The 24,801-nt window shown below is 64.3% G+C and carries 23 protein-coding genes and 1 pseudogene; 15 read left to right on the top strand and 9 right to left on the bottom strand.

Features of this window, described 5'->3' with window-relative positions; genetic code table 11:
- Positions 1-25: 25 nt before the first annotated feature.
- Positions 26-316, top strand: a complete 291-nt coding sequence (locus EJ074_RS11315) for a DUF1127 domain-containing protein (protein WP_095808974.1) — start codon at positions 26-28, stop codon at positions 314-316.
- 163 nt (positions 317-479) lie between these two features.
- Here EJ074_RS11315 and EJ074_RS11310 read toward each other — a convergent pair whose 3' ends face one another.
- The 4 genes from EJ074_RS11310 to EJ074_RS11295 all read right to left on the bottom strand — a co-directional run bounded on the left by EJ074_RS11310 (position 480) and on the right by EJ074_RS11295 (position 4,488).
- A complete protein-coding gene (locus EJ074_RS11310) occupies positions 480-1,457 on the bottom strand; it encodes a DUF937 domain-containing protein (RefSeq protein WP_095808975.1) in 978 nt (325 codons plus the stop codon).
- A gap of 139 nt (positions 1,458-1,596) precedes the next feature.
- Positions 1,597-2,970 carry a glutamate--cysteine ligase gene (locus EJ074_RS11305; protein WP_095808976.1) on the bottom strand — a complete coding sequence of 458 codons (1,374 nt, stop codon included), beginning with the start codon at positions 2,968-2,970 and terminating at the stop codon, positions 1,597-1,599.
- Positions 2,971-3,074: 104 nt separating this feature from the next.
- Positions 3,075-3,809 carry a 16S rRNA (uracil(1498)-N(3))-methyltransferase gene (locus EJ074_RS11300; protein WP_095808977.1) on the bottom strand — a complete coding sequence of 245 codons (735 nt, stop codon included), beginning with the start codon at positions 3,807-3,809 and terminating at the stop codon, positions 3,075-3,077.
- A gap of 31 nt (positions 3,810-3,840) precedes the next feature.
- Positions 3,841-4,488, bottom strand: a complete 648-nt coding sequence (locus EJ074_RS11295; protein WP_129553370.1) for a hypothetical protein — start codon at positions 4,486-4,488, stop codon at positions 3,841-3,843.
- Positions 4,489-4,573: 85 nt separating this feature from the next.
- On the opposite strand from EJ074_RS11295, the gene EJ074_RS11290 reads away from it, so the two are divergent.
- The gene (locus EJ074_RS11290; protein WP_095808978.1) at positions 4,574-5,272 is read left to right on the top strand and encodes a type 1 glutamine amidotransferase; all 699 of its coding nucleotides are present in this window, start codon (positions 4,574-4,576) and stop codon (positions 5,270-5,272) included.
- Between the two features lie 284 nt (positions 5,273-5,556).
- Complete coding sequence (locus tag EJ074_RS11285; protein ID WP_124997890.1) at positions 5,557-5,697, top strand: hypothetical protein; 141 nt, start codon at positions 5,557-5,559, stop codon at positions 5,695-5,697.
- Here EJ074_RS11285 and EJ074_RS11280 read toward each other — a convergent pair.
- Positions 5,694-6,464: a metallophosphoesterase gene (locus EJ074_RS11280; RefSeq protein WP_095808979.1), complete on the bottom strand. Its 771-nt coding sequence runs from the start codon at positions 6,462-6,464 to the stop codon at positions 5,694-5,696. The genes EJ074_RS11285 and EJ074_RS11280 overlap by 4 nt on opposite strands.
- A gap of 489 nt (positions 6,465-6,953) precedes the next feature.
- On the opposite strand from EJ074_RS11280, the gene EJ074_RS11275 reads away from it, so the two are divergent.
- A complete protein-coding gene (locus EJ074_RS11275) occupies positions 6,954-7,544 on the top strand; it encodes a flavodoxin family protein (protein WP_129553369.1) in 591 nt (196 codons plus the stop codon).
- Between the two features lie 159 nt (positions 7,545-7,703).
- On the opposite strand, the gene EJ074_RS11270 is transcribed toward EJ074_RS11275, so the two are convergent.
- Positions 7,704-8,840, bottom strand: coding sequence for an alpha-hydroxy acid oxidase (locus EJ074_RS11270; RefSeq protein WP_129553368.1), 1,137 nt, complete (start codon positions 8,838-8,840; stop codon positions 7,704-7,706).
- Positions 8,841-8,863: 23 nt separating this feature from the next.
- Positions 8,864-9,667 carry an FCD domain-containing protein gene (locus EJ074_RS11265; protein ID WP_095808982.1) on the bottom strand — a complete coding sequence of 268 codons (804 nt, stop codon included), beginning with the start codon at positions 9,665-9,667 and terminating at the stop codon, positions 8,864-8,866.
- A 209-nt stretch (positions 9,668-9,876) separates the two neighbouring features.
- Between EJ074_RS11265 and EJ074_RS11260 the strand changes: the two genes are divergently transcribed.
- The 5 genes from EJ074_RS11260 to glcF all read left to right on the top strand — a co-directional run bounded on the left by EJ074_RS11260 (position 9,877) and on the right by glcF (position 16,190).
- On the top strand, positions 9,877-11,199 hold the full coding sequence (locus tag EJ074_RS11260) for a DUF3422 family protein (protein ID WP_095808983.1): 1,323 nt from the start codon (positions 9,877-9,879) through the stop codon (positions 11,197-11,199).
- Positions 11,200-11,428: 229 nt separating this feature from the next.
- On the top strand, positions 11,429-12,925 hold the full coding sequence (locus tag EJ074_RS11255; protein WP_095808984.1) for an FAD-linked oxidase C-terminal domain-containing protein: 1,497 nt from the start codon (positions 11,429-11,431) through the stop codon (positions 12,923-12,925).
- A gap of 208 nt (positions 12,926-13,133) precedes the next feature.
- On the top strand, positions 13,134-14,390 hold the full coding sequence (gene glcE, locus EJ074_RS11250) for a glycolate oxidase subunit GlcE (RefSeq protein ID WP_095808985.1): 1,257 nt from the start codon (positions 13,134-13,136) through the stop codon (positions 14,388-14,390).
- Positions 14,387-14,776, top strand: coding sequence for a DUF4870 domain-containing protein (locus tag EJ074_RS11245; protein ID WP_095808986.1), 390 nt, complete (start codon positions 14,387-14,389; stop codon positions 14,774-14,776). The genes glcE and EJ074_RS11245 overlap by 4 nt, the downstream gene beginning before the upstream one ends.
- 88 nt (positions 14,777-14,864) lie before the next feature.
- Positions 14,865-16,190, top strand: a complete 1,326-nt coding sequence (gene glcF, locus EJ074_RS11240) for a glycolate oxidase subunit GlcF (protein WP_095808987.1) — start codon at positions 14,865-14,867, stop codon at positions 16,188-16,190.
- A gap of 212 nt (positions 16,191-16,402) precedes the next feature.
- Here the strand turns inward: glcF and EJ074_RS11235 are convergent, their stop codons facing one another.
- A complete protein-coding gene (locus EJ074_RS11235; protein ID WP_095809060.1) occupies positions 16,403-17,143 on the bottom strand; it encodes a L,D-transpeptidase in 741 nt (246 codons plus the stop codon).
- Between the two features lie 213 nt (positions 17,144-17,356).
- On the opposite strand from EJ074_RS11235, the gene EJ074_RS11230 reads away from it, so the two are divergent.
- Entirely contained in the window at positions 17,357-17,995 is a 639-nt protein-coding gene (locus EJ074_RS11230) for a DNA-3-methyladenine glycosylase I (protein WP_095808988.1), read from the top strand.
- A gap of 95 nt (positions 17,996-18,090) precedes the next feature.
- Here EJ074_RS11230 and EJ074_RS11225 read toward each other — a convergent pair whose 3' ends face one another.
- Positions 18,091-18,330 carry a hypothetical protein gene (locus EJ074_RS11225; protein WP_095808989.1) on the bottom strand — a complete coding sequence of 80 codons (240 nt, stop codon included), beginning with the start codon at positions 18,328-18,330 and terminating at the stop codon, positions 18,091-18,093.
- Positions 18,331-18,537: 207 nt separating this feature from the next.
- Between EJ074_RS11225 and hisS the strand changes: the two genes are divergently transcribed.
- The 5 genes and pseudogenes from hisS to EJ074_RS11200 all read left to right on the top strand — a co-directional run bounded on the left by hisS (position 18,538) and on the right by EJ074_RS11200 (position 24,772).
- Positions 18,538-20,043: a histidine--tRNA ligase gene (hisS, locus tag EJ074_RS11220; RefSeq protein WP_095808990.1), complete on the top strand. Its 1,506-nt coding sequence runs from the start codon at positions 18,538-18,540 to the stop codon at positions 20,041-20,043.
- A gap of 178 nt (positions 20,044-20,221) precedes the next feature.
- Positions 20,222-21,343, top strand: coding sequence for an ATP phosphoribosyltransferase regulatory subunit (locus tag EJ074_RS11210; protein ID WP_095808991.1), 1,122 nt, complete (start codon positions 20,222-20,224; stop codon positions 21,341-21,343).
- A pseudogene (gene hisG / locus EJ074_RS29890) lies at positions 21,340-22,026 on the top strand (ATP phosphoribosyltransferase); the annotation flags it as partial. The gene EJ074_RS11210 and the pseudogene hisG, both read left to right, overlap by 4 nt.
- A gap of 195 nt (positions 22,027-22,221) precedes the next feature.
- Entirely contained in the window at positions 22,222-23,982 is a 1,761-nt protein-coding gene (locus EJ074_RS11205; protein WP_150828321.1) for an AMP-binding protein, read from the top strand.
- A gap of 166 nt (positions 23,983-24,148) precedes the next feature.
- Positions 24,149-24,772 carry a poly-gamma-glutamate hydrolase family protein gene (locus tag EJ074_RS11200; RefSeq protein ID WP_095808994.1) on the top strand — a complete coding sequence of 208 codons (624 nt, stop codon included), beginning with the start codon at positions 24,149-24,151 and terminating at the stop codon, positions 24,770-24,772.
- Positions 24,773-24,801 lie beyond the last annotated feature (29 nt).

Raw genomic sequence — 24,801 nt, 5'->3', positions numbered from 1 at the left:
TCGCTCGACTCCGAAGGAGACTGACATGACCACGATCGAATTCGCTTCCCAGACCTCGCGCATCACCACGCGTCCGGCCGTTGCGACGCGCGTGCTCAATGCGGTTGCCGACGTGTATCGAGCCTGGAAAAATCGCCGCGCCTTCTATCGCCTTGGCGAGATGACGGATGCCGAGCTTGCCGATATCGGCCTGACACGCGCCGACCTCCACGTCGCCATCGACGTGCCTTTCGGCCGCGATCCGACGGCAAAGCTGCGCGCCATCGCCAGCGACCGCGCCGACACGGTCGAGGATCTCGCCCGCAGGGTCGCCTGAACAGGCCGGAGTTCGTTTTGCCGGTCGCGCTGAACTTTATCGAGGGCCGGCGCGACCAAGCTTCTGCAGGCTCCCACACTCCCTGCCGGTTCCCCGCCGGCCCGCCTGCACATTGCCCGGTCCCTTGCGGACCGGGCATTTTTTATTGGAGGGTGAGCCGCCCCTAGCGCCGGTCCATGCCGCGCTTGAACTGGTCGAAAATGCTCTCCATGCCCTTCTGATACTCGTCGCGCTGCTGTGCGCCGGCCTCGAACATTTGGCCAAAAATATCGTCGAACGGGTTTCGCGGCCGGCCGCTCGGGTTTGTTTTCGGCTGTGATGCCTCGGGCTGCGGCGCCGGCTGCGCGCCGGGCATGCCGAAGCTGCCGCCTTGGCGCAGCATCTCCTCGAACATCTTGCCGAACGGATTGTCGCCATAGGGGCTCTGCGTCTGTTGGGACTGGCCTTGCGGCTGCGAACCGCCGCCGAACATATCCTGCAGCACCTTGCCGAACGGGTTGCCGCCATAGGGGTTGGGTGCTTGCTGCGGCTGACTTTGCGATTGCTGCGCGCCGCCCCCGAACATGTCCTGCAGCAGCTTTCCAAATGGGTTGTCGCCGTAAGGGTTGGGGGCCGGTTGCGGCGACTGGCGCTGCACGCCGCCACCTGCCTGTCGCATCATCTGTTCGACGATTTCGCCGAGCGGATTGCCGCTGCCGCCAAATCCGCTGGCCTGCATCTGATTGTTGGTCTGCTTGAACAGCCCGCCCATCATCATGGAGGCCATCGCCGGCAGCATCTGCTGCAGGATCTGCTGGCTGAGTCCGGTCGCCTGTGCGGCTTGGGCAGCGATGGCGCGCGACAACTCCTTCGAGCCGAACAGATGGCCAAGAATGCCGTTGCCCTCATTGATGCCCTGCGGCGAAAAGGCCCTCGTTGCGTCTTCGAAATATTTGGCGTGCTGGCCGCTCGCCATTGCGCTCATGAAGGCGCCGAGGCCGTATGGGTCCGCGGTGTTGCGCCGAAGCCCTTGCGAGAACGCCGGCAGCAACGCCTCAACCGCCGCCTGGGTCTGTTGCATGGAAAGCCCGAACTGCTGGGCCATAGCCTGCATGCCGGCGCCGTTCTGCGCTTGCGTAAAGATGTCGAACAGGGACGGCATTGGCTCTCCTCCGCAATGTGGTCGCGGAGAGCCTAGCGCATGACCCTGAAAATCGGAATCGATTTTCAGAAGGGGTCACGCTTCTGACGCAACGCTCTCCTCTGCGTCTTCGACCGAAGCGGCGCGAAACCTAAGCCGGTCAATAGGCATATTCCATGAACACCGGCTCGATCGAACCGCCCCAGCGCGTATGGTAGGCCGACAGCATCTCCTCGGCGCTGGTGGTGCCGCGCGCCACGACCTCGTCGAGCGTGTTGAGGAACGAGGTCTCGTCATAGCCGTCGCGGTTCTTGCGGGCGCGGTTCTTCAGCCCCGTGCGTGAGATCGCCAGCACGTCGCGCGCGACTTCGCGCAAGGTGGTGTTGCGGAACGGCGCCAGGATGCCTTGCTCCGGCACCGCGTTGCGCATCGCCAGAGCCTCCTGATAGGTCCAGCTCGAGGTCAGCGCCTCGGCGGCGTCCAGCGCCTGCTCGTCGTAGAGCAGCCCGACCCAGAAGGCGGGCAGGGCGCAGATGCGCCGCCAGGGACCGCCGTCGGCGCCGCGCATTTCGAGGAAACGCTTCAGCCGCACGTCGGGGAACAGCGTCGACAGATGGTTCGCCCAGTCGCCCATTGTCGGCAGCCCGTCGGGCACCTGGCCGCGCGCGGCTCCGGTCATGAACTGGCGGAAGGTGTAGCGCGTCATGTCGTGATAGCGCCCGTCGCGGATGACGAAATACATCGGCACGTCGAGCGCCCATTCGACATAGTCGGCGAAGCCGAAGTCGGGCGAAAAGCAGAATTCGAGCATGCCCGAGCGCTGGTTGTCGGTATCGCGCCAGATGTCGCCGCGCCAGCTCTGCAGCCCGTTCGGCCGGCTCTCGGTGAAGGGCGAGTTGGCGAACAGCGCCGTCGACAAGGGCTGCAGCTTCAGCGAGACCTGCATCTTGCGGCGCATGTCGGCTTCGCTTTCGAAGTCGAGGTTAACCTGGATGGTGCAGGTGCGGTACATCATGTCGAGGCCCTTGGTGCCGACCTTCGGCATGTAGCGCGTCATGATCTCGTAGCGCGACTTCGGCATCTGCGGCGTCTCGGGGAGCGACCATTTCGGGCTGCCGCCGAGGCCGAGGAAGCGAATACCAAGCGGCTCGGCGATCTCGCGCACCTGTGCCAGATGCGCATTGCCTTCGCGGCAGGTCTGATGGATGGACTCCAGCGGCGCGCCGGACAGTTCGAACTGCCCGCCTGGCTCCAGCGAGATCGCACCCTGGCCGGTCGGCTCGACCAGGCCGATGATGCGGCCATCATCGATGATCGGGTCCCAGCCGAGCTTTTCCTGCATGCCTTCGAGGATGGCGCGGATTCCGCGCTCGCCGCCATAGGGCACCGGCGCGTTGCCGTCGACATAGAAGGGGAACTTCTCGTGCTCGGTGCCGATCCGCCATTGCTCGCGCGGCTTGTTGCCGGCCGCCAGATAGGCGACGAGCTCGTCGACCCCTTCGATGGGCCGGAAATCGGTTGTATCGCGCGCCATGGAAAGCCCTCCGCAGCGGCTAGCACGCCGCCGGGCGCTAGATGGACGAAATGGCAGCAGCCGATCAAGCAAAAAATCCTGAGCCAAGCCTCAACGGGATTTGATCACCAGTCGCCGACTGTGGCCTGCATCACCGCAAGTGCCGCCACCGCGGCCGTGTCGGCGCGCAGGATGCGCGGCCCGAGCGGAATGGCGGAGACGAAGGGCAGTGCCCTCAGCATCCTGCGCTCGTCCTCGGAAAAACCGCCCTCCGGTCCGACCAGCAGCGCGAGTTTCTTCTCCTTGACGGCCCGGAGGCCCGGCAGCGGATTGTTGGTCGAGGCGTCCTCGTCGCAGAAGATCAGCCGGCGCTCCCTGTCCCAGCCGCCAAGCAGCCGCTCCAGCTTTTCCGCCTCGCGCACCTCCGGCACCGCCAGGATCCCGCACTGCTCGGCCGCCTCGACGACATTGGCGCGCAGCCGCTCGATGCCGGGCTTGGCCACTTGCGTATGCTGGGTGATGACCGGCTGCAACACGCCGGCGCCCATCTCGACTGCCTTCTGCACCAAATAGTCGAGCCGGCCTTGTTTCAGGGGTGCAAAGCAGTAGACAAGGTCGGGCAGCGGCGGCTGCGACCGTTGCCGCTCCAGCACCTTCAGCCGGACGGCCTTCTTGGATTTGCCCGCGATCGCCGCCGACCATTCGCCGTCGCGGCCGTTGAACAGCAGAAGTTCCGCGCCTTCGCCGAGCCGCAGCACATGCGCGAGGTAGTGGCTTTGCTGCTGTCCGGCGTCGAACTCGAAGCCCGCTTCGAGGTCGTCCGGCACGAACAGCCGCTGCATCTTGTAGTTGGCACGCATGGCGGAGGAATGGGCGAGGCGGAGGGGATCGTCAAGGGTCGGCGGATGGATGCCAGACCGGCGCGTAGCCTTGCCGCAACACCGAAACGGTCGTGGCAGGCGTAAGCAGCCGCAGTGGCCTGCCGGCAAGGCCGTTGAACGCCATGCGAGCGACATAGCCGGCGAACGACCACTCGAGGGCTTTGCCGGCGCGCAGCGCATAGGCGGTGTTGCCGTCTGCCACGATCGCCCCGTCAGGAAGCCCGCACAGTTCCTGCACGGAAACGACAGGCGGCCGACCACCGGATGCCGGCCGTTCCGTGTGCAAGCGCCTGTCGAGCATTGGTGCACGCGGTTCGGCGATGCCGAAAGCTTCGCCGAAGCGCCGCACGAAATCGCTTGCCTCCTCGCGTCGGCAGAAGAAGCAGGGCCGATGGCCGGCGGCCAAAGCCGTCACCTCGTCGAGGAAGAACAGCTCGGTCCAGCCGGCTTTGCCGCCGGGCCTGTTGCGGCCCATGGGCTCGCGCCGAACGTTGCGGAACTTGCAAGCGCAGATGATCCAGGCCTGCAAGGCCCAGCGCTTCTTGAGAAGCGTCTTCGTTTCCGGATCATGAATGATGCCGCGATTGCCCATGAACAGGCCGCGCTCGGGCACGGCATGGATGGCGCCGAACGGATCGACCCGGTTCTGCAGTGGCATAGGCTTCTCCCCGGCACGCATCTTGGCTGAAATGCTGGCGGCATGATATCGCTCGCCCCAGCATTTCATGTCAGCAGGATTTCCCATGCGCGTGCTGGTGGTCCAGAACTACGACAATACCGGGCTCGGCCAGCTTGGCGCCGCGCTTACGGAGGCGGGCGCCGACATCGACCTGCGCCGTCCCTACCAGGGCGATCCCCTTCCGCAGGACGCGGACGGGCATCATGCCATGGTGGTGCTGGGCGGCGGCCAGAATGCCCTGGCCGATGCCGACTACCCTTACTTTCCGGCCCTGCTCGAACTGACGCGCGATTTCGCCGGTAAGGACCGATCGGTGCTTGGTATCTGTCTTGGCGGCCAGCTCGTGGCCCGCGCCTTCGGTGCCGAGAACCGCATCGGCGGCGCAAATGAATTCGGATGGCGCGGCGTGTCGCTGACCGCGGAAGCCATATCCGATCCGGTGCTTGGCGCCTTGCCGCAAAAATTCCCGATCTTCCAGTGGCATGACGACACGTTCGACCTGCCCGAAAACGCCATAAGGCTCGCCGGCAACGATGTCGCCGAAAACCAGGCTTTTCGCCTCGGCCGCGCCGTCTACGGATTCCAGTTCCACTTCGAGGCGGACAGCCCAATGGTGCGGGACTGGAGCGCGTCCTTTGCATCGATCATTGCCGAGCGCAATCCTGACTGGAACGAGCGGCTGGACGACGAAATAGCCCGCAGCGGACCGGGCGCCGACGCCGCCGGAATGGCTATTGCCCGCGCCTGGGTGGCGACCATCTGAATATCGCCCGTGCTCCGGGCAGGCGTGACATAATTGGCACGCGGCGCCGGTTCTGCCTGGGGAAAACCCGCTTCATCCTTGGCTTGTGCTCGCGCCTCATCCTAGAAGGCGCGCGCTCTGTATCGAGCGTGCATCCGCGATGAACCTCTTGTGTGATCCGCGCGACACACCGGCGATACAGAAGCTGCTTAGAAGCGCGAAATCGTCGAAACATTGAGACGCATTTTATCGTTTCAACGCATTGGTAACCGCCTCGTGCACAGATGCAGAAAGCTCAACCAGAGATGACGTCCGTGAAAGCAGCGCTTTTGTCCTTTGTCATGCTGTCTGCCATCGTCGTATGCGGCCTCGGCATTTATTCTGCCGACGCGGCCAACAATCATCAGGCCGTCGACGGCTACGGCGTCACCGCCGCGCTTCGCTAGAACGCCTTTCCCTCCACTGTCAGGATACGCTTTTCCGCGCCGTCAATGGCGAGCGCGCTGAGCCTTCCCGACTGCCAGGCAAGCGTATCGACATTGACGCGGTTGGCCATCACCTCGGCTTCCGGCACGGGCGTGTGTCCGTGCACGATGACCTTGGGGAAAAGCCCGGGATGATCATGGAACGCGTCGCGGATCCAGATCAGGTCGTCGCTGCTCTGGCTTTCGAGCGGCACGCCCGGCCGGATGCCGGCATGGCAGAAGAAGAAGTCGCCGAAGGTCGCTGAAAAGGGCAGGGACTTCAGGAACTCGACATGGCTTGGCGGCACCGCGCCCACCAGTGCCGCATGCCCGTGCAGCAATGTCTCATCCGACCTTCCAAACCAGCCGCCGCCTGCCGAAAGCTTCACGCCATAGGAAGCTGCCGTCTGGACGCCGCCATTGCGCATGAACAGACCATCCGGATCGGGTCGGTCCAGAAACTCGAGGAAGCCGATGTCGTGGTTGCCGGCAAGCATCAGATTGCGCGTATCGCGTCTCCGCGCCTCGATCAGGAAGTCGATGACCTCCTTGGAGTGAAGGCCTCTGTCGGTGTAGTCGCCGAGATGGATGATGCGCCAGTCGCTCGGCGGCGCATGTTGCAGTTCGCTTTCGATCCGGCGGTGCATGGCGGCGAGCAGGTCATGGCGGCCGTGCACGTCGCCGATGGCATAGAGCCGCATGCCTTCCGGCCCGCGCGCGTCGAGATAATGTATGCCGCTCTCAGTCAAGGCTCGTCTTCGTGTTTCATCCTCGCGGCGAAGCTAGACCCAACGGGTGAACAACTCCTAGCGCAGGTCGCTCAAAACTGCGCAGCGGTTTGGGCGACATGCGCAAAAACCTGAACCTCGACGCCTGAAGCCACTTCAAAGCCATGTGTTTCGGCGTGCAAGTTTGATCCCGTGAGAGGGGTTATCGGCTCCAATATTGACCCCCGGAGGAGCGGCAGCCGCGGCCCAGGATTGGTCCGTGGCAGGGTGCTCTTGATGGCATCCTTGCATCGAACGAGGCAAAGGGCCAATTATCTCGGGCGCAAAGACTTCGTCGTGCTCGATGAACTTGGCTATCTGCTCACCGACCTTAGGGGTCAATATTGTGATCCGGAAAATTCAAAGGTAAAGAGCGAGTATCGTCGACTTTGAAGCCATCGGTGGGGATACTCAAAACTTCGCCCCGTGCCACTCGGTATCGAGCTGTCACGCCTGACTAGGGATCCTCATATGGACAAAGCGACGACCATCATTGGAATAGACTGCAGCCCACGCGCGTCAAGTAACTCAGCCCGGATGCTCGGCGAGGTTCTTCGCTCGCTCGAGACAGATCGGCGGGTGAAGGTCGTGGAACAGGTGCGTCTGGCCGATGAGCGTATCGACTGTCTCGGGTGCGAGCAGTGTTATCAAAGGTTCGGACACCACGGCGACGGGATCGATCGTGTTCTGTCACTCATGAAAGAGTCGGACGTGATTCTGATGGCTACTCCAACCTGCTTCGGAATGCCGCCGGCGCTGGGCGTCGTCTTGCTCGACAGATCGGATCCCCTGTGGCGCGACGGACAACAGCTCAAAGGAAAACTCGGAGCGGTCATCGTCAACGGCGCCACCGATCCCGCGGACGATCCGAGTGTGCGCCTATGCGCGGACAACATGATCAGGTTTTTCGAACAGCACGAGATGCCCTGCGTCCAGCCGGTCCATCTGGGGGGAACGCTCGCGTATCCCGAGCAACGGTTTCCGGACCCGCTCCCCGCCGGGACGATGGGCGTTCTCGAGCAATTGGCTGACGAGATCCGGCAGTGGGTCGGGAGCAGGTGATACCGGCACATCTCTTGCCTCCTCGCGTGGTGAGACACGAGGGGCCCAAACATGACCAATCTTCCCACCCGACTTTCGGGAACACCTGAGTCTCGGCCGGTTATCGCGTTGCGTCCATAAGGGGTCGATCTTCAACGCCGTTTGACACAGAGCCACGCCTCAGCGACGAAGCTGATCCTTGCCCATGTCCGTTACCAGGCGCTTTCCGCACAGCGCCAGCGTCACGTCCATCTCCTTGCGGATGATTTCGAGCGCCTGGGTAACGCCCGCCTTGCCCATGGCGCCGAGCCCATAGAGGAAGGGCCGTCCGATATAGGTGCCCTTGGCCCCGAGGCAGAGCGCCTTGAGCACGTTCTGGCCCGAGCGGATGCCGCCGTCCATATGCACTTCGATTTGGTCGCCGACCGCGTCGGCGATTTCTTCCAGCACCGAGATCGACGAAGGAGCGCCGTCGAGCTGGCGCCCACCATGGTTCGAGACGATGATCGCGTCGGCTCCGGTCTTGGCCGCCATCAGCGCGTCCTCTTTGTCGAGAATGCCCTTCAGGATGAGCTTGCCGCCCCAGCGCTCCTTGATCCATGCGACATCCTTCCAGGACAGCTGCGGATCGAACTGCTCGGTTGTCCAGGACGACAGCGAGGCGACGTCGCCGACGCCCTTGGCGTGTCCGACGATGTTGCGGAAAGTGCGACGCTGGGTGCCGGCCATGCCCAGGCACCAGCGCGGGCGAATGGCCATGTCGATGATGTTCGTCAATGTCATGCGCGGCGGCGCCGTCAGCCCGTTGCGCACGTCCTTGTGGCGCTGGCCGAGGATCTGCAAGTCGAGCGTCAGCACCAGCGCCGAGCATTTCGCCGCTTTCGCCCGGTCGATCAGGTTGAGCACGAAATCCTTGTCGCGCAGCACATAGAGCTGGAACCAGAACGGCTTCTTCGTGGCCGAGGCGACGTCCTCGATCGAGCAGATGCTCATCGTCGACAGCGTGAACGGCACGCCGAACTCTTCGGCGGCCTGCGCCGCCAGCATCTCGCCGTCGGCATGCTGCATGCCGGTCAGCCCGGTCGGCGCCAGGGCCACCGGCATCGCCACCTTCTGGCCGATCATGGTCGTTTCCAGCGAGCGGTTGCTCATGTCGACCAGCACGCGCTGGCGGAACTTGATCTTGCCGAAATCCTCCTCGTTGGCGCGGTAGGTGCTCTCGGTCCAGGCGCCGGAATCGGCATAGTCGAAGAACATCTTCGGCACGCGGCGGCGCGCGAGGTCCTTCAGGTCGGCGATGGTCAGGATGTCGCTCATGATTGTCCCCGCTTGATCGGTGCTTAGGTGGGTTTGCCTGTGGGTTCGACGTCGCCGGGTTCCGAGCGCTGCCTGAGCCTCAACCGAGACACGCGCTGCCAGTCGCCGCTGCGTTCCGCTTCCGCCATCGAGCGCTCGACATAGGTGATGTGGTCCATTGCCGCCCTGCGCGCCGCGATAGGGTCTGCGGATTTGATCGCGGCATGGATCGCGCGGTGCTGCTGAAGCAGCGCCTCGCGCGCGCCGGGCACGGTGAAAACCAGAAGACGGTTCTGGAACACGCCCTCGGACAGCAGCCGGTAGCAGGAACGCAGTGTATGCAGCAGGATGATGTTGTGCGCGCATTCGCACACCGCATGATGGAACTCGACGTCGATTTCCGCCTCGTCGTCGAAGTCGCCGGTGCGGTGCGCCTCGTCCATGCGCGCCATGATGCGGTCGAGCAGGGCGAGATCCTCAGGTGTGGCGCGACGTGCCGCGTACTCGGCCGCGACGCCCTCGATCTCGCGCCGGTACTCCAGATAGTCGGTCACCGCCTTGCGGTGCGTGGAGATCAGGTCGGTCACCGGCTTGGTGAAAAGCTGGCCGATGACATCGGCGACATGGGTGCCGCCGCCCGGCCGCGTCGTCAGCAGGCCGCGCGCTTCGAGAGCCTTCAGCGCATCGCGCAGGATCGGTCGCGACACGTCGAACTGGCGCGCCAACTCGCGTTCGCCCGGCAGCCGGTCACCCGTGCGCAGCACGCCCTCGAGTATCAGGCTCTCGATCTGCTGCACCACCTCGTCGGCGGTGCGCGAATGCTCGATCCGGGAGAAGATGTCGCTCAACGAAAGGCGCCTGGGGAACGGAATGGATGGCGCCCAGGTTAAAGCGTCTGTCGTCAACTGGTCAAATTATTTATCCAATTCCCCCAGGCCGGTCGGCTTCCGTTGAGCGCCTTTCATCGAGGTCTGCCAAAAATTTGCTGTTTACGTGTCACACCGATTGCCCCATGAGGGCCGGGTTGCACGAACGGTCGAAACCAGGGGGACCAGCCGTGTCGGACGAGACGTCCAATCTCCAGTTCCAGCCGCGCGCGCAGGGCAGCGTCATGGGCTTTCCGGCCCATGAGGGCCGGCCCGGCGCGCTGGGCGAGGTCCATGCCCGCCCGCATCCGCTGGTCGAGAAGCCGCGTGTGCTGATCCAGCTTTCCTTCATGACCGAGGGCGGCTCCGGCGTCGACCATGCCGTGCTGTCGGAATTGTCGCGGCGCCTCGGTATCGCCGCGCCCGAGCGGCATGCCCGTCATCACGCGATGAAGTGGGGCAAAGGCACGCTGCGCTGGGAGCGGCATACGGAATTCTCGACTTATCTGTGGGAAGGGCCGCTTGCCGAGCACGGCCGCGGCCAGGAGGATTCACCCTTCGGCAATGGGTTCTCGCCGCCGGGAACCGTGATTTCCGGCATCCGGCTCGAGATCCGCAAATGGACGCAGGCGAGCGAGAAACTGATCGCCGGCTTCGACCCGACCAGCCTGTGCTATTCGCTGGTCGAGCGAGGCGCAGCGGCCATTGTCACCGACTTCCGCCAGGATGGCGACGGCATGACCCGCATCCTGCTGCTCGATCGCGGTCTGACTCCTGCCCGCACGGGGGCGCTGTCGCAGCGGCTTATCGACATCGAGACCTATCGTACGCTTGCCATGTTGGGCCTGCCCTTGGCGCTGACCCTTTCCGGACGGGCGCGGCGCATCGAGGACCGGCTGGCGCTGACCACGGTGGAAATGAAGGCGGCCGAGACCCGCGACAGCCAGACGTTGTTGGCTGATCTGACAGAACTGGCGGCTGAACTGGAGGCCGACGCGGCGTCCAGCCTGTACCGCTTCGGCGCGAGCCGCGCTTATGACGGCATAGTCACCGAGAGGCTGGAGGCACTGGAGGAGGAGGCCGTGCCGGGCTACGACACCTGGGGTGGCTTCCTGCAGCGACGCATGGCGCCGGCCATGCGCACCTGCCGTTCTGTCGAGGAGCGCCAGGCCAATTTGTCGCGCAAGCTCACCCGCGCCACGACGCTGCTGCGTACCTGGGTCGATGTCGAGGTCGAGAAGCAGAACCGCGACCTGCTGGCCTCCATGAACAACCGAGCCAGGCTGCAACTGCGCCTGCAGCAGACCGTGGAAGGCCTTTCCGTCGCGGCCGTGTCCTACTACGTCGTCGGCCTGATCGGCTACGTTGCCAAGGGCGCGTCGACCTTCGGCCACGCCTTCGCGCCGGAAGTCGTCACCGCAGCATGCGTGCCGGTCGCGGTGCTGCTCGTCTGGTGGGGCGTGCGCCGCGTGCGCCGCATGCACTCCGAGCCGGGCAAGCATCCGGGCGAATAGCCACGCAATCTCCTCTCAATGGGGGAGAAAGGCGCCGCTTCACACGCTTATCCCACTCCGTTCACCTTGTGCGCGACCCTGGCTGCAAGGAGAGGCGCTGCCAGCGGCAGATTGCCGCTGCGCGGCGTTGGCCAGCGCTCGCCGCTCCATTTCGAGCAAAGCAGCATTTGCAACGAAGGCTCATAGCTGGTAAAAGATTTTTACCAGTTACGCGACATGAGGCTGCCCGATGTCCGGCCTTGCCATGCCAAAGCCCGATGCCGAGACGATGCGCCGCCGCGCCGAGATCGTTGCCGACATGCGCATCATCGTGCCCGGCGAAGGCGTCGTCGACACGGCCCACGAGATGCGCGCCTTCGAGACCGATGGCCTGACAGCCTACCGCCAGCTGCCGCTGGTGGTGGTGCTGCCGGAAACGGTGGCGCAGGTCTCGCGGGTGCTGAAATACTGCAACGACCGCAACATCCGCGTCGTGCCGCGCGGCTCCGGCACCTCGCTCTCCGGCGGCGCGCTGCCGCTCGAGGACGCGGTGCTTCTGGTGATGAGCCGCTTCAACCGCATCCTTGCGATCGACTATCCGAACCGCATCGTCATCGCCCAGCCGGGCGTCACCAATCTGGGCATCACCACCGCCGTCGAGCAGGAGGGCTTCTATTACGCCCCCGATCCATCCTCCCAGATCGCCTGCTCGATCGGCGGCAACGTCGCGGAGAACTCCGGCGGCGTGCATTGCCTCAAATACGGCCTTACCGCCAACAATGTGCTCGGCGTCGAGATGGTGCTGATGAATGGCGAGGTGGTGCGCCTCGGCGGCAGCCATCTCGACCAGGAAGGCTACGACCTGCTCGGCGTCATGACCGGCTCGGAAGGTTTGCTTGGCGTCGTCACTGAAGTCACCGTGCGCATCCTGAAGAAGCCCGAGACGGCGCGCGCGCTGCTGATCGGCTTCCCGACCAGCGAGCAGGGCGGCCAGTGCGTCGCCGACATCATCGGCGCCGGCATCATTCCGGGCGGCATGGAGATGATGGACCGGCCGGCGATCCACGCCGCCGAGGATTTCGTCCATGCCGGCTATCCGCTCGACGTCGAGGCGCTGCTGATCGTCGAGCTCGACGGGCCGAGCGTGGAGGTCGATCACCTGATCGGCTTGGTCGAGGCGATCGCCTATCGCAACGGCTCTACCACCTGCCGCCTCTCCCAATCCGAGCAGGAGCGGCTGAGCTTCTGGGCCGGACGCAAGGCGGCGTTCCCGGCGGTAGGCCGCATCGCGCCCGACTACTACTGCATGGACGGCACTATCCCGCGTAAGGAACTGCCGCGCGTGCTCGCCGGCATGCGCGATCTTTCCGAGAAATACGGGCTGGGTGTCGCCAATGTCTTCCACGCCGGCGACGGCAATCTGCACCCGCTGATCCTTTACGATGCCAACGTGCCGGGCGAACTCGACAAGGCGGAGAATTTCGGCGCCGACATTCTGCGCCTGTGCGTCGAGGTTGGCGGCGTGCTGACCGGCGAGCATGGCGTCGGCGTCGAAAAGCGCGACCTGATGCCGGAAATGTTCAACCAGGTCGATCTCGACCAGCAGATGCGGGTCAAATGCGCCTTCGATCCCAACCATCTGCTCAATCCCGGCAAGGTCTTCCCGCAACTGCGCCGCTGCGCCGAACTCGGCCGCATGCACGTGCATCGCGGCCAGGTGGCGTTCCCGGACATTCCGAGGTTTTGATGGGGGCTCAACTTCGCATGTTGGCGTTCTGTCGCGCCCCCCTCTGTCCTGCCGGACATCTCCCCCACAAGGGGGGAGATCAGCCTTCATCTCGGCCATCGCCAATCTTCAAAGTTGCAAGAAAGGCGCGGTCGCAGAAGCTGCCAATCTCCCGCCAAGTGGGGGAGATGTCCGGCAGGACAGAGGGGGGCGCGAAGGAACGCAGCCTATGACCACCTTCACCCCATCCTCATCCGCCGAAATCCTCCCCACCATCCAATGGGCGGCCGCCGAAGAAACCTCCCTCGAAATCCTCGGCCACGGCTCCAAGCGCAACATCGGCCGTCCGCTGCAGACCGAGCATACGCTCGACCTCTCCAAGCTCACCGGCGTCACGCTCTATGAGCCGGCCGAGCTGGTGCTTTCAGCAAGGGCCGGAACATCTCTCGCCGAGATCGACAGGCTGCTCGCCGAAAACGGCCAACAGCTAGCGTTCGAGCCGATGGACTATCGCGCGCTGCTCGGGGGCGAGCCGGGCAGGGGCACGATCGGCGGGGTGCTGGCGGCGAACCTGTCCGGTCCGCGTCGGCTCAAGGCCGGTGCGGCGCGCGACCATATCCTCGGCATATCGGCGGTTTCCGGCCGCGGCGAGGCCTTCAAGTCGGGCGGCCGAGTCGTCAAGAACGTCACCGGCTACGATCTCTCCAAGCTGATGGCCGGAAGCTGGGGCACGCTGGCCGTTCTGACCGACGTCACCTTCAAGGTGCTGCCCGCGGCCGAGACCGAGGTGACACTTGCCATTCGCGGTCTGCTCGACGATGCGGCCGTGTCGGCCTTGGCGCTGGCTCTCGGCTCCAGCGCAGAGGTTTCGAGCGCCGCGCATCTGCCGGAGCGGATCGCCGCGCGCGTAGCCGGCGGCAAGCTTGGCAGCGATGCCGCGACGCTGCTGCGCGTCGAAGGCTTTGGTCCCTCGGTCGTCTACCGCATCGAGGCGCTGAAACAGCTGCTTGGCAAGGCCGGCCCGCTGGAAGAGATCGCGGGCGAGGGCTCCACAACCCTGTGGCGCGACATCCGCGATTGCGCGCCCTTCGCCGATGGCGGCGCCCGACCGGTCTGGCGCGTCTCGATGGCGCCCTCGCAGGCGCATCACATGGTGATGGCGCTGCGCATGCAGGCTGCCGTCGAGGCCTTCTACGACTGGCAGGGCGGGCTGGTGTGGCTGTCGATGCGGGAGGCCGACCCGGACGCGGCGTTGCTGCGCGGATTGATCCGCAAACATGGCGGCGGCCACGCGACTTTGGTGCGCGCCTCGGCTGCGCATCGCGCAGCCCTGCCGGTGTTCGAACCGCAGCCGCAGCATCTGGCGGCGCTGTCGGCGCGGCTCAAGGCCGAGTTCGATCCGAAGCACATTCTCAACCCCGGCCGCATGGCGCCAGGTTCCAGCTCTGCTACTCTTGCCCAGTCAAAGGAGGGAGCAGCATCATGAGCAACGCCAATTCAGGCCCGGGCACGGGAGCGCGCCAGACGGACCGCTGGCTCGAGCCGGGACAGACCAACGCGCTGGTCATCTACATCCTCTACCTCGCCAGCCTTGTCATCGGCGTAACCGGCATCATAGGCATCGTGCTCGCCTACATCAACCGCGGCAAGGCGGGCGGCTTCGTCGAAAGCCACTACACATTCCTGATCAGGACCTTCTGGATCGGCCTTCTCTACGCGCTGATCTCGGTGGTTCTGATGATGCTGGCGATCGGCTTCCTGCTGATGTTTGCCGTCGCGGTCTGGTTCATCGTTCGCTGCATCCTGGGCCTGCAGGCGCTGCAGCGCGGCGAGCCGGTCAAGAACCCGCAAAGTTGGCTCCTCGGTTCATAAGGCATGATCCCGAACCTAAGGTCCGCGACCTTGAAAAGCTGGAACCGGTTTTCGGGAAAGATCATGCTCAGCTATTAAGGACATCTCGGTGCAGACCAATTTCTCAGCCTCGCAGCTTGCCGATCCGCACGTCGCGGAATCGGAAAAGATCCTGCGCAAATGCGTGCATTGCGGCTTCTGCACCGCCACCTGCCCGACCTATGTGACATTGGGCAACGAGCTGGATTCACCGCGCGGCCGCATTTATCTCATCAAAGACATGCTGGAGAACGGCCGGCCGGCGGACAAGGAGATCGTCACCCATATCGACCGCTGCCTGTCCTGCCTTGCCTGCATGACGACTTGCCCTTCGGGCGTCAATTACATGCATTTGGTCGATCATGCCCGCGCCCATATCCATGAGACCTATAGGCGTCCGCTGCTCGACCGGCTGACGCGCGCCGTGCTGGCTTTCGTGCTGCCCTATCCAAGCCGCTTCCGCGCCGCGCTGAAGCTGGCCGGGCTGGGCCGGCCGTTCATCGGCCTGTTCGAAAAACTTCCGGCGCTGAAGCCGGTCGCCGCCATGCTGAAGCTCGCGCCCTCGTCGATCCCGACGGCGTCGCCAATGGCCTCGCCCGGCGTGCATGCCGGGCAAGGCGCAAAGCGCGGCCGCGTTGCCATTCTTACCGGCTGCGCGCAGTCGGTGCTCGATCCCGCCATCAACGAGACGACCATCTCCTTGCTGACGCGACTCGGGGTCGAGGTCGTGGTGCCGGAAGGCGAGGGCTGCTGCGGCGCGCTCGTCCACCATATGGGCCGCGAGGAGGCAGCCCTTGCGTCCGCCAGGCAAAATGTCGACGCCTGGACGCGCGCCATCGAACAAGGCGGCCTCGACTCCATCATCATCACCGCTTCAGGCTGCGGCACGACGATCAAGGATTACGGCTTCATGCTGCGCCTCGATCCGGCGTACTCTGAGAAGGCCGCTCACGTGTCGAGACTCGCCAAGGACATCACCGAATATCTCGCCGCCTTCGATTTGCCCGAGCCGGTGCGCAAGCCGGGCACCATCGTCGCCTATCATTCCGCCTGCTCGATGCAGCACGGCCAGAAGATCACGCGCCAGCCGAAAGAGCTTCTCGCCAGGGCGGGCTTCATCGTTCGCGAGCCGCGCGAAGGTCATCTCTGCTGCGGCTCGGCCGGCACCTACAACATCCTGCAGCCTGAGATTTCGGCAAAGCTGCGCGACCGCAAGGTGAAGAACATCGAGGCGACCGGCGCTTCAGTGGTCGCCACCGGCAATATCGGCTGCATCACCCAGATCGGTTCGGCCGCCAAGCTGCCGGTGGTGCATACGATCAAACTGCTCGACTGGGCCTATGGCGGCCCGAAGCCCGAGGGCGTTGCCGATGAACGACTGGTCGCAGCGGAATAGCTATCCGCGTTGCCTCCACGGCGAGCTTTCGTGCGGTGGGAAAGGAAAAGGGCAGCGCGGTTGCCCGTGCTGCCCTTTCGCGACCGGCCGTATCCCCACACGGCCCGTCCCCCGTTAACCCGCTGTCACTCTAAGCACGTCTCCCAGAGGCGCGCTATGGCTTGAAAGCAACAGCACGCGCCAAAAACGACTGCCGCGCGGATTGACAGTTCCTAAATCACCACCACGGTCGTTCCGATGTTCACGCGCTCGTAAAGGTCGACGACGTCCTCGTTGCGCATGCGGATGCAGCCCGACGACACCGCGCCGCCGATCGTCCATGGCTGGTTCGTGCCGTGGATACGGTATTCGGTGGTGCCGAGGTAGAGCGCGCGGGCGCCCAGCGGGTTCTCGATGCCGCCGGCAAGATAGGTCGGCAAATAGCGGCCCTTGGCCGCCTCGCGCTTGATCATAACGGCTGGCGGGCGCCAGTCCGGCCACACCCTTTTGTCGGTGATCTTGTGCGTGCCCGACCATTCGAAACCGGGCTTGCCGGTGCCGACGCCGTAGCGGCGCGCCTTGCCGTCCTTCTCGACCAGATAAAGGAAGTTGTCCTTGGTATCGATGACGATGGTGCCAGGTTTCTGCGGGCCGTCATAGGCGACTTCCTGCGGCAGGTAGATCGGATTGATCTGCGGCCGCGCCGCCATGCGCTTGGCAGGCTGGCCTACGGCCGCGGTCCGCTGCTGGCCGGGCTGGGCCTGGAGAAGCCGCCGCAGCGGCTGCTGGGTCGCCTGCCGGGTCGGGCGCACGATGCCGGGCGCGTGGCCGAGCTGCAGCACCCAGGGCGCCGAAAGGTCGGGGCTCACCATCACCGGCGGCACGTCGGCATAGCGGTCATTGGCAAGCGAAGTCGTCGCGCCAGCGGCCAGAACCGCAATCGCGCCGACCAGGGAACAAAACGCTGTCTTCATCTGAAAAGCACCTTGATCGTCGAACCCGTCCGGGAGCGGGGCTCCTCGGGTTTCGCGATCCTTGGCGCCGAGCGGCAACCGAAACATGAATCGGAATGCGTAAAATGCCGACTTGTCAGTAAACCTTTTGGTGTGGTTACCGACCGGTTCAGGAATCTGGTAAAGCCGGCGTAAAGTGGCCGCTGCGGCGCGTTAACAAATGGATTTCTGGCAATGGGAAATGAGAATGCCGGCCTGCTCGATGGCCCCGATGGCGTTGCGCGCTGCTTCTGGCACGGCAACCTGCCGGACTATCTGCATTATCATGATCGTGAATGGGGCAGGCCTGTAGCGGACGACCGCCGGCTGTTCGAGAAGATATGCCTCGAAGGATTTCAGTCCGGTCTCTCCTGGCTCACCATCCTGCGCAAGCGCGAGAACTTCCGCGAGGCTTTCGCCAATTTCGACTTTGACAAGGTGGCTGCCTTCACCGAGCAGGATGTCGAGCGCCTGCTCGGCAATGCCGGCATCATCCGCCATCGCGGCAAGATCGTCTCGACCATCAACAACGCCAGGCGCGCCCGCGAGATGGTCGATGAATTCGGTTCTCTGGCCGCCTGGTTCTGGAAATTCGAGCCCGGTCCCGACGAGCGGCCTTCGATTGTCGACCTCGCGCATCTGCGTGCCAATCCGACGACGGCGGTCTCGGTCAGGATTTCGAAGGAACTGAAGAAGCGCGGCTGGAGCTTCGTCGGCCCAACCACCGTCTACGCTTTCATGCAGGCTATGGGCCTGGTCAACGACCATCTCGAAGGCTGTGTGTGCCGGGCAGAGGTGGAAGCCGAGCGCAAGACATTCAAGCGGCCGAAGTGAGCGCTTTTCCCTTCTCCCCATTCACGGGGAGAAGGTGCCCGAAGGGCGGATGGGGGGCAGCGCCGACCGTCGAGATCTCCCGGCGAATGACAAGCTCAGACGCCGCTGGCGCTGGTCAAGAACAGCCCTGCGAGGATAGCCGCAAGCGCGGCGAAGACCGGATAGACCACCATCAGGCCGGTCACCAGCGCGTCGCGCACCGTCGGCTTGCGCGTCTCCGCCGCAACCTCGAATGGCCCGGCCGGCTGCTGCGCTGCCTTGAGCGGGGCAGTGCCGGCAGGCCGCAGCCTGGCGGCCGGGTTGCCGCTGTCGGTAATGTCTTGCGCCGTGATCATGACCCGAACCCTTTGTTTCGGTGCGCTTTATGCTCTGGGATTGTGTCGGCAGCATGCCGCGCCGGTGGCGGAATTGTTTCGTTTTCGACGTGATTTGTTTCGAGGCAGGCACCCTTGCCGCACCAAGCAGCATCGGTTAGGACACGCGCGCCTTGGAATAGGAAATTTCCCATCCATGGCGCGTCACGAAACACCGAGTAACCACCCATGGCCGACAAATCCGAAAAGACGAAAGCGCGGCTGCCGCGCGGTTTTGCCGACCGCAGCGCCGAGGACATCCGCGCCGTCGAGAAGATGATGGCGACCATCCGGGGCGTCTATGAACTCTATGGTTTCGAGCCGGTCGACCAGCCGATGATCGAATACACCGACGCGCTGGGAAAATTCCTGCCCGACCAGGACCGGCCGAACGAAGGCGTGTTTTCTTTCCAGGACGACGACGACCAGTGGCTGTCGCTGCGCTACGACCTGACCGCGCCGACGGCGCGCTTCGTCGCCGAGAATTACGACCGCCTGCCGAAGCCCTACCGCAGCTACCGCTCCGGCTGGGTGTTCCGCAACGAGAAGCCCGGCCCAGGCCGCTTCCGCCAGTTCATGCAGTTCGACGCCGACACCATCGGCACGCCGGGCGTTGCCGCCGATGCCGAGATGGCGATGATGATGGCCGACGTCATGGAGGCGCTCGGCATCAAGCGCGGCGACTACGCCATTCGCGTCAACAACCGCAAGGTGCTGGACGGTGTGCTGGAGGCGATCGGCCTTGGCGGCGACGAGAATGCTGGGCGCAGGCTCACGGTTCTGCGGGCCATCGACAAGCTCGACAAGCTCGGGCCGGAAGGCGTGACGCTCCTGCTTGGCCCGGGACGATGGGATGGCGGCAGGGAAGGCGAAGGCGATTTCGCTAAGGGCGCCGGGTTGAACGACGCACAGGCCGAAGCGGTTCTTCTGGCGACGGCAAGGAACGGCCAGACTGGCCAGGATTCCAGTGTCAGCGCAAATGCCGTCTATCAGGAAGGCGTCGGCGAACTTGCCACGATTGAAGCCCTGGTCAGAGCGGCCGGATACGGGGAAGATCGCATCGTGATGGACCGCTCCGTCGTGCGCGGCCTGGAATATTACACCGGCCCGGTGTTCGAGGCCGAGCTGCTGGCCGAGATCCCCAACGAGGACGGCCAGGTCGTGCGCTTCGGCTCGGTCGGCGGCGGCGGCCGCTATGACGGGCTGGTCTCGCGCTTCCGCGGCGAGCCGGTGCCAGCGACCGGCTTCTCCATCGGTGTCTCCAGGCTGATGACGGCGCTGAAGAACCTCGGCAAGCTCGATACCTCCGATGTCGTCGCCCCGGTCGTTGTGCTGGTCATGGACAAGGATACGGAAAGCCTTGGCCGCTACCAGAAGATGGTGGCGGATCTCCGCGCCGCCGGCATTCGCTCCGAGATGTATCTCGGCGGCGCCGGCATGAAGGCGCAGCTGAAATATGCCGACCGCCGCGGCAGCCCGGCCGCCATCATCCAGGGCGGCGACGAGCGCGCCAAAGGCGAGGTGCAGATCAAGGACCTGATCGAGGGCGCGCGCCTGTCGGCCGAGATCACCGACAACGCCGAATGGCGCGCCGCGCGGCCGGCGCAGGTGACGGTGGCAGAGGGTGAGCTGGTTGCCGAGGTTAAGAAGATCCTGGCGGCGCAGGCGGCCGATCGCGCGAAGGGTGGCGCTTGAACACCCCCCTCTGTGCTGCCGGACATCTCCCCCTCAACGGGGGAGATTGGATGTTGCCTATGCTTTCGCCAATCTCCTACGGAGAAGAGAAGGTGCCGTGCTTTGAGCTGCCAATCTCCCCCCTTGAGGGGGAGATGGCCGGCAGGCCAGAGGGGGGCGCCTCGCGCCCCGCCTATCCATGACCTCCCGCTACCCCGCCATCGCCGCCGACATCACGGCCCTCTTCGCCGAACGCGACACCCATGCCGTGGAAGTGGCGGTGCTGCAGCCGGCCGATCCGTTCCTCGACATGGCGGGCGAAGACCTGCGCCGCCGCATCTTTCTTACCGAGAGCGAGACCGGCAAGACGCTGTGCCTGCGGCCCGAATTCACCATTCCGGTCTGCCTCGACCACATCGCCAGCCAGGCCGGCACGCCGCGCCGCTATTCCTATCTCGGCGAAGTGTTCCGCCAGCGCCGCGAAGGCGGCAACGAGTTCTTCCAAGCCGGAATCGAGGATCTCGGCGACCGCGACACCGCAGCGGCGGATGCCCGCTCGCTGGCCGACGCCCATGCGCTATTGTCGTTGGTGTTGCCTGGGCAGCCGCTCGCCATCACACTCGGCGACCAGACCCTGTTCGAGGCGGTGCTGGCGGCGCTCGGCCTGCCGCGCGGCTGGCGCATGCGCCTCGCCCGCGCCTTCGGCTCGGCGCAGATGCTGGAAGCGGCCCTTGCCGATCTCGCCAATCCGCCGCGCAACAGCCAGCTCTCTGGTCCGGTGGCGGTGCTGGTGCTGGACGGCGACGCGGAAGCTTTGGCCGCGCATATCGCCGCCGGAATGGAAGAGGCCGGCTTGTCCGCTTCCGGCGGTCGCGCTCCCGCCGACATAGCCAGGCGGCTGATCGAGAAGGCGCAACTGCGCAGCGTGCGGCTCTCCGACGAGGCGTTCTCCGCCTTGAAGGGTTTTCTAGAGATCGACGTCGCGCTCGATGGCGCGACCGAAGCGCTGGACAAATTCGCCGCCGATGCCGGCCTGTCCCTGGGATCTGCGCTGGAGAATTTCGCCGCCCGCGTGCAGGCGATCGAAGTGCACGGCCTGCCGATGGCGACGATCCGCTATGATGCCGCCTTCGGCCGCCCGCTCGACTATTACACCGGTCTCGTCTTCGAGATCGCCGCGGACGGCGCTGATCGCCCTCTGGCCGGCGGCGGTCGCTACGACAGATTGTTGACGCTGCTCGGCGCCAAGAGGCCGATCCCCGGCGTCGGCTTCTCGGTCTGGCTCGACCGCATCGAGACCCTGCGGGAGCGCGCGCGATGATCACGCTGGCGATTCCGTCCAAGGGCCGCCTCAAGGAACAATCGCTTGAGGTGCTTGCCAAGGCCGGTCTGGCGGTCACTTTGCCGGCAGACGACCGCAAATACCGTGCCCGCATCGATGGCCTCGACAGTGTCGAGGTGGCCTTCCTGTCGGCGTCCGAAATTGCCGGCGAAATCGGCCAGGGCGCGGTCGACCTCGGCATCACGGGCGAAGACCTGCTGCGCGAAAACCTGGCCGACTGGGAAGCGCGCGCCGAAATCGTCGCCCGTCTCGGCTTCGGCCATGCCGATGTCGTGGTGGCGGTGCCGGATATCTGGCTCGATGTCGACACCATGACCGACCTCGACGATGTCGCCGCCGATTTTCGTCAGCGTCACGGCAGGCGATTGCGGATAGCCACCAAATACTGGCGGCTGACGCAGCAGTTCTTCTCGCTGAAACACGGCATTCAGGTCTACCGCATCGTCGAAAGCCTCGGCGCCACCGAAGGGGCGCCGGCCGCCGGGCTCGCCGATGTCATCGTCGACATCACCACCACCGGCTCGACGCTGCGCGCCAACCACCTCAAGGTGCTGGGCGATGGTGTGATCCTGCAGTCGCAGGCCTGCCTGGTGGCGTCCAGGAAGAGACGAGATGTAGCGGACGAAGCCGTCTTGCGCGATATTGCGACCAAGATGAGCGCCCTCCCTCCCCTTGAGGGGAGGGTGTCTCGCGAAGCGAGGCGGGTGGGGTCGTCTCACGTCGAGCACTTTCGTAATCCCTGCCGCCCTCCACCTTTCGCGGCCTTCCACTCTCCGCTCGCGTATAGGCGTACCATTGTCGGGTTTCCACCATCCCGGCAGGCTGATAGGTTGGCTAAATCCCGGGAGGAGACGGCGATGGCGATCAATCTCGACGAGCTCAAGAACGCCACCAATCTGCGCAAATCGCGCAATAGCTTCATCGCTCCGGTGGACGGCAGGGCGCATGTTTCCGGCGACCGATCGGTGCCCTTGCTCGACAAGACCATTCCGGAGCTGTTCTCCGATACGGTCACCAAATACGCCACGCTCGACGCTGCCGTCTTCGTCGGCCAGGACAAGCGCTTCACCTGGAGCGAACTATCGGACGCGGTTGACGCCTTGGCCGCCGGATTCCTGGCGCTCGGCCTCGAAAAGGGCGACCGGGTCGGCATCTGGTCGCCGAACCGCTGGGAATGGCTGGTGACTCAGTTCGCCACCGCCCGCATTGGCCTCATCCTGGTCAACATCAACCCTGCCTATCGGCTGACCGAGCTGGAGTATGCGCTGAACAAGGTCGGCTGCAAGGCGCTGGTCACCGCGGCCAGCTTCAAGACCTCCGACTACCTCGGCATGATCGAGACGCTGGCGCCGGAGATCGCCAAGGCCGAGCCCGGCAAGCTCAACGCAAGGAAGCTGCCGGCGCTGAAGATCGTCATCCGCATGGACGACGACAACTCGCCCGGCATGTATAATTTCGGCGACGTGCTCGCCATGGCCGGCCGCGACGAGCACGACAGCCTCGACCGCATCTCGGAAGGCCTCAAGCCCAGCGACGCCATCAACATCCAGTTCACCTCCGGAACGACGGGCGCGCCGAAGGGCGCCACGCTCACGCATCACAACATCGTCAACAACGGCAATTTCGTCACCGCGGCGATCAGGCTCGGTGTCGACGATCGGCTTTGCATTCCGGTGCCGCTCTATCATTGCTTCGGCATGTCGATGGGCACGATGGGCTGCGTCACCAAGGGCGCCACCATTGTCTTCCCGGGCGAAGGCTTTGACGCCGGCGCCACGCTGAAGGCTCTGGCGCAGGAGCGCTGCACTGGCCTCTATGGCGTGCCGACCATGTTCGTGGCCATGCTCGACCACCCTGATTTTTCGAGCTTCGATCTGTCCAGCCTGCGCACCGGCATCATGGCCGGCTCGCCCTGTCCGATCGAGGTGATGAAGAAGGTGGTGTCGCTGATGCATATGGCGCAGGTGACCATCGCCTACGGCATGACCGAGACCAGCCCGGTGTCCTTCCAGAGCAGCGTCGACGATCCTCTGGAAAAGCGCGTTTCCACCGTTGGACGCATCCAGCCCCATGTCGAGGTCAAGGCGATCGACGCCGACGGCGGAACCGTCGCGGTCGGCGCGCCGGGCGAGCTCTGCACGCGCGGCTATTCGGTGATGAAGGGCTATTGGGACGACGCCGAAAAGACCCGCGAGGCAATCGACGCCGACGGCTGGATGCACACCGGCGACCTCGCCACCATCGACGCCGAGGGCTATTGCAACATCGTCGGCCGGGTGAAGGACATGGTCATTCGTGGCGGCGAGAACGTCTATCCGCGCGAGATCGAGGAGTTCCTCTACCGCCATCCCAAGGTCAAGGAAGTGCAGGTCTTCGGCGTTCCCGACGACAAATATGGCGAGGAGCTCTGCGCCTGGATCGTGCCGAAACCCGGCCAGGTCGCGACCGCCGAGGAGATCAAGGCCTTCTGCGCCGGCCAGATCGCGCATTACAAAGTCCCGCGCTACATCCGCTTCCGCACCGAGCTGCCGATGACGGTGACCGGCAAGCCGCAGAAGTTTCTCATGCGCGAGGCGATGATCGAGGAACTGGGCTTGGTGGCGCAGAAGACGGCGTGAAGCAGGATCGACCGGAAGATATTGAGCCTTTGGGGAAACGCGCCTAAAGCAATTCCAGGAAGTCCGGAATTGCGTGAAAACAAACGCTTAGAGCGGATCAGCGATACTGCGAAAGCTGAACAGCTCGAAGACGCGAACCTGCCGACCGTGCGTTTTTGGAAGAGCTATGGAACAGGAGTTCCCAAATTTCGCGGCGCTGAAAATCGCCAAGACCGAGAACATAGACTATCGAATAGTCGTCCGACGTGGCGCGCGAAGCGGCAGCGCGATCGTCATCGCTCCTCATGGCGGGAAAATCGAACCCCGCACATCCCTGATCACTCAGACGATAGCCGGGAGCGATCTCGACTTGTATTGCTTTGAAGGCCTCATGCCGGAAAGCAATCGAGAGCTGCACATAACGTCGAGGAACTTCGACGAGGAAACTGCGCTCGAACTGTTGCGAACGAAGTCCACCGTCGTTTCTATCCACGGTCGACACGATCGGGATGACCCCTCGACGGTCTACATGGGTGGAAAGGACGCCGCGCTGATTTCAGCTATAGTCTGGCGTTTGCAGGAAGCCGGCTTCAGCACGCAAAGGGATAACCACCCGTTTCCAGGCATTGACGATTTCAACATTGTCAACCGTGGATTGACGGGGAAAGGAGCGCAACTGGAGATACCCTTCACGCTGCGCCAGCGACTGGCGAACGAGCCAGAGCTTTTGGACAGATTCTGCACGGCGACGCGCAAAGCAATCCAGGCGTTCGATGCTGAAAACGGTGTTCAGCCCCCGATCGTGTCTTGAAAAATGCCGACGACGGTTTGAGCGGAAGA

Source organism: Mesorhizobium sp. M3A.F.Ca.ET.080.04.2.1 (assembly GCF_003952525.1).
GTDB lineage: Bacteria > Pseudomonadota > Alphaproteobacteria > Rhizobiales > Rhizobiaceae > Mesorhizobium.
The sequence above is the reverse complement of the archived record's forward strand: the minus strand, read 5'-3'. Positions and strand labels throughout refer to the sequence as shown.

What these genes read in the sequence shown, in the direction of transcription:
- EJ074_RS11315 (WP_095808974.1), top strand. Translation starts at nt 26, where the DNA reads ATGACCACGATCGAATTCGCTTCCCAGACCTCGCGCATCACCACGCGT.
- EJ074_RS11310 (WP_095808975.1), bottom strand. Translation starts at nt 1,457, where the DNA reads ATGCCGTCCCTGTTCGACATCTTTACGCAAGCGCAGAACGGCGCCGGC.
- EJ074_RS11305 (WP_095808976.1), bottom strand. Translation starts at nt 2,970, where the DNA reads ATGGCGCGCGATACAACCGATTTCCGGCCCATCGAAGGGGTCGACGAG.
- EJ074_RS11300 (WP_095808977.1), bottom strand. Translation starts at nt 3,809, where the DNA reads ATGCGTGCCAACTACAAGATGCAGCGGCTGTTCGTGCCGGACGACCTC.
- EJ074_RS11295 (WP_129553370.1), bottom strand. Translation starts at nt 4,488, where the DNA reads ATGCCACTGCAGAACCGGGTCGATCCGTTCGGCGCCATCCATGCCGTG.
- EJ074_RS11290 (WP_095808978.1), top strand. Translation starts at nt 4,574, where the DNA reads ATGCGCGTGCTGGTGGTCCAGAACTACGACAATACCGGGCTCGGCCAG.
- EJ074_RS11285 (WP_124997890.1), top strand. Translation starts at nt 5,557, where the DNA reads ATGACGTCCGTGAAAGCAGCGCTTTTGTCCTTTGTCATGCTGTCTGCC.
- EJ074_RS11275 (WP_129553369.1), top strand. Translation starts at nt 6,954, where the DNA reads ATGGACAAAGCGACGACCATCATTGGAATAGACTGCAGCCCACGCGCG.
- EJ074_RS11270 (WP_129553368.1), bottom strand. Translation starts at nt 8,840, where the DNA reads ATGAGCGACATCCTGACCATCGCCGACCTGAAGGACCTCGCGCGCCGC.
- EJ074_RS11255 (WP_095808984.1), top strand. Translation starts at nt 11,429, where the DNA reads ATGTCCGGCCTTGCCATGCCAAAGCCCGATGCCGAGACGATGCGCCGC.
- glcE (WP_095808985.1), top strand. Translation starts at nt 13,134, where the DNA reads ATGACCACCTTCACCCCATCCTCATCCGCCGAAATCCTCCCCACCATC.
- EJ074_RS11245 (WP_095808986.1), top strand. Translation starts at nt 14,387, where the DNA reads ATGAGCAACGCCAATTCAGGCCCGGGCACGGGAGCGCGCCAGACGGAC.
- EJ074_RS11235 (WP_095809060.1), bottom strand. Translation starts at nt 17,143, where the DNA reads ATGAAGACAGCGTTTTGTTCCCTGGTCGGCGCGATTGCGGTTCTGGCC.
- EJ074_RS11230 (WP_095808988.1), top strand. Translation starts at nt 17,357, where the DNA reads ATGGGAAATGAGAATGCCGGCCTGCTCGATGGCCCCGATGGCGTTGCG.
- EJ074_RS11225 (WP_095808989.1), bottom strand. Translation starts at nt 18,330, where the DNA reads ATGATCACGGCGCAAGACATTACCGACAGCGGCAACCCGGCCGCCAGG.
- hisS (WP_095808990.1), top strand. Translation starts at nt 18,538, where the DNA reads ATGGCCGACAAATCCGAAAAGACGAAAGCGCGGCTGCCGCGCGGTTTT.
- EJ074_RS11210 (WP_095808991.1), top strand. Translation starts at nt 20,222, where the DNA reads ATGACCTCCCGCTACCCCGCCATCGCCGCCGACATCACGGCCCTCTTC.
- EJ074_RS11205 (WP_150828321.1), top strand. Translation starts at nt 22,222, where the DNA reads ATGGCGATCAATCTCGACGAGCTCAAGAACGCCACCAATCTGCGCAAA.
- EJ074_RS11200 (WP_095808994.1), top strand. Translation starts at nt 24,149, where the DNA reads ATGGAACAGGAGTTCCCAAATTTCGCGGCGCTGAAAATCGCCAAGACC.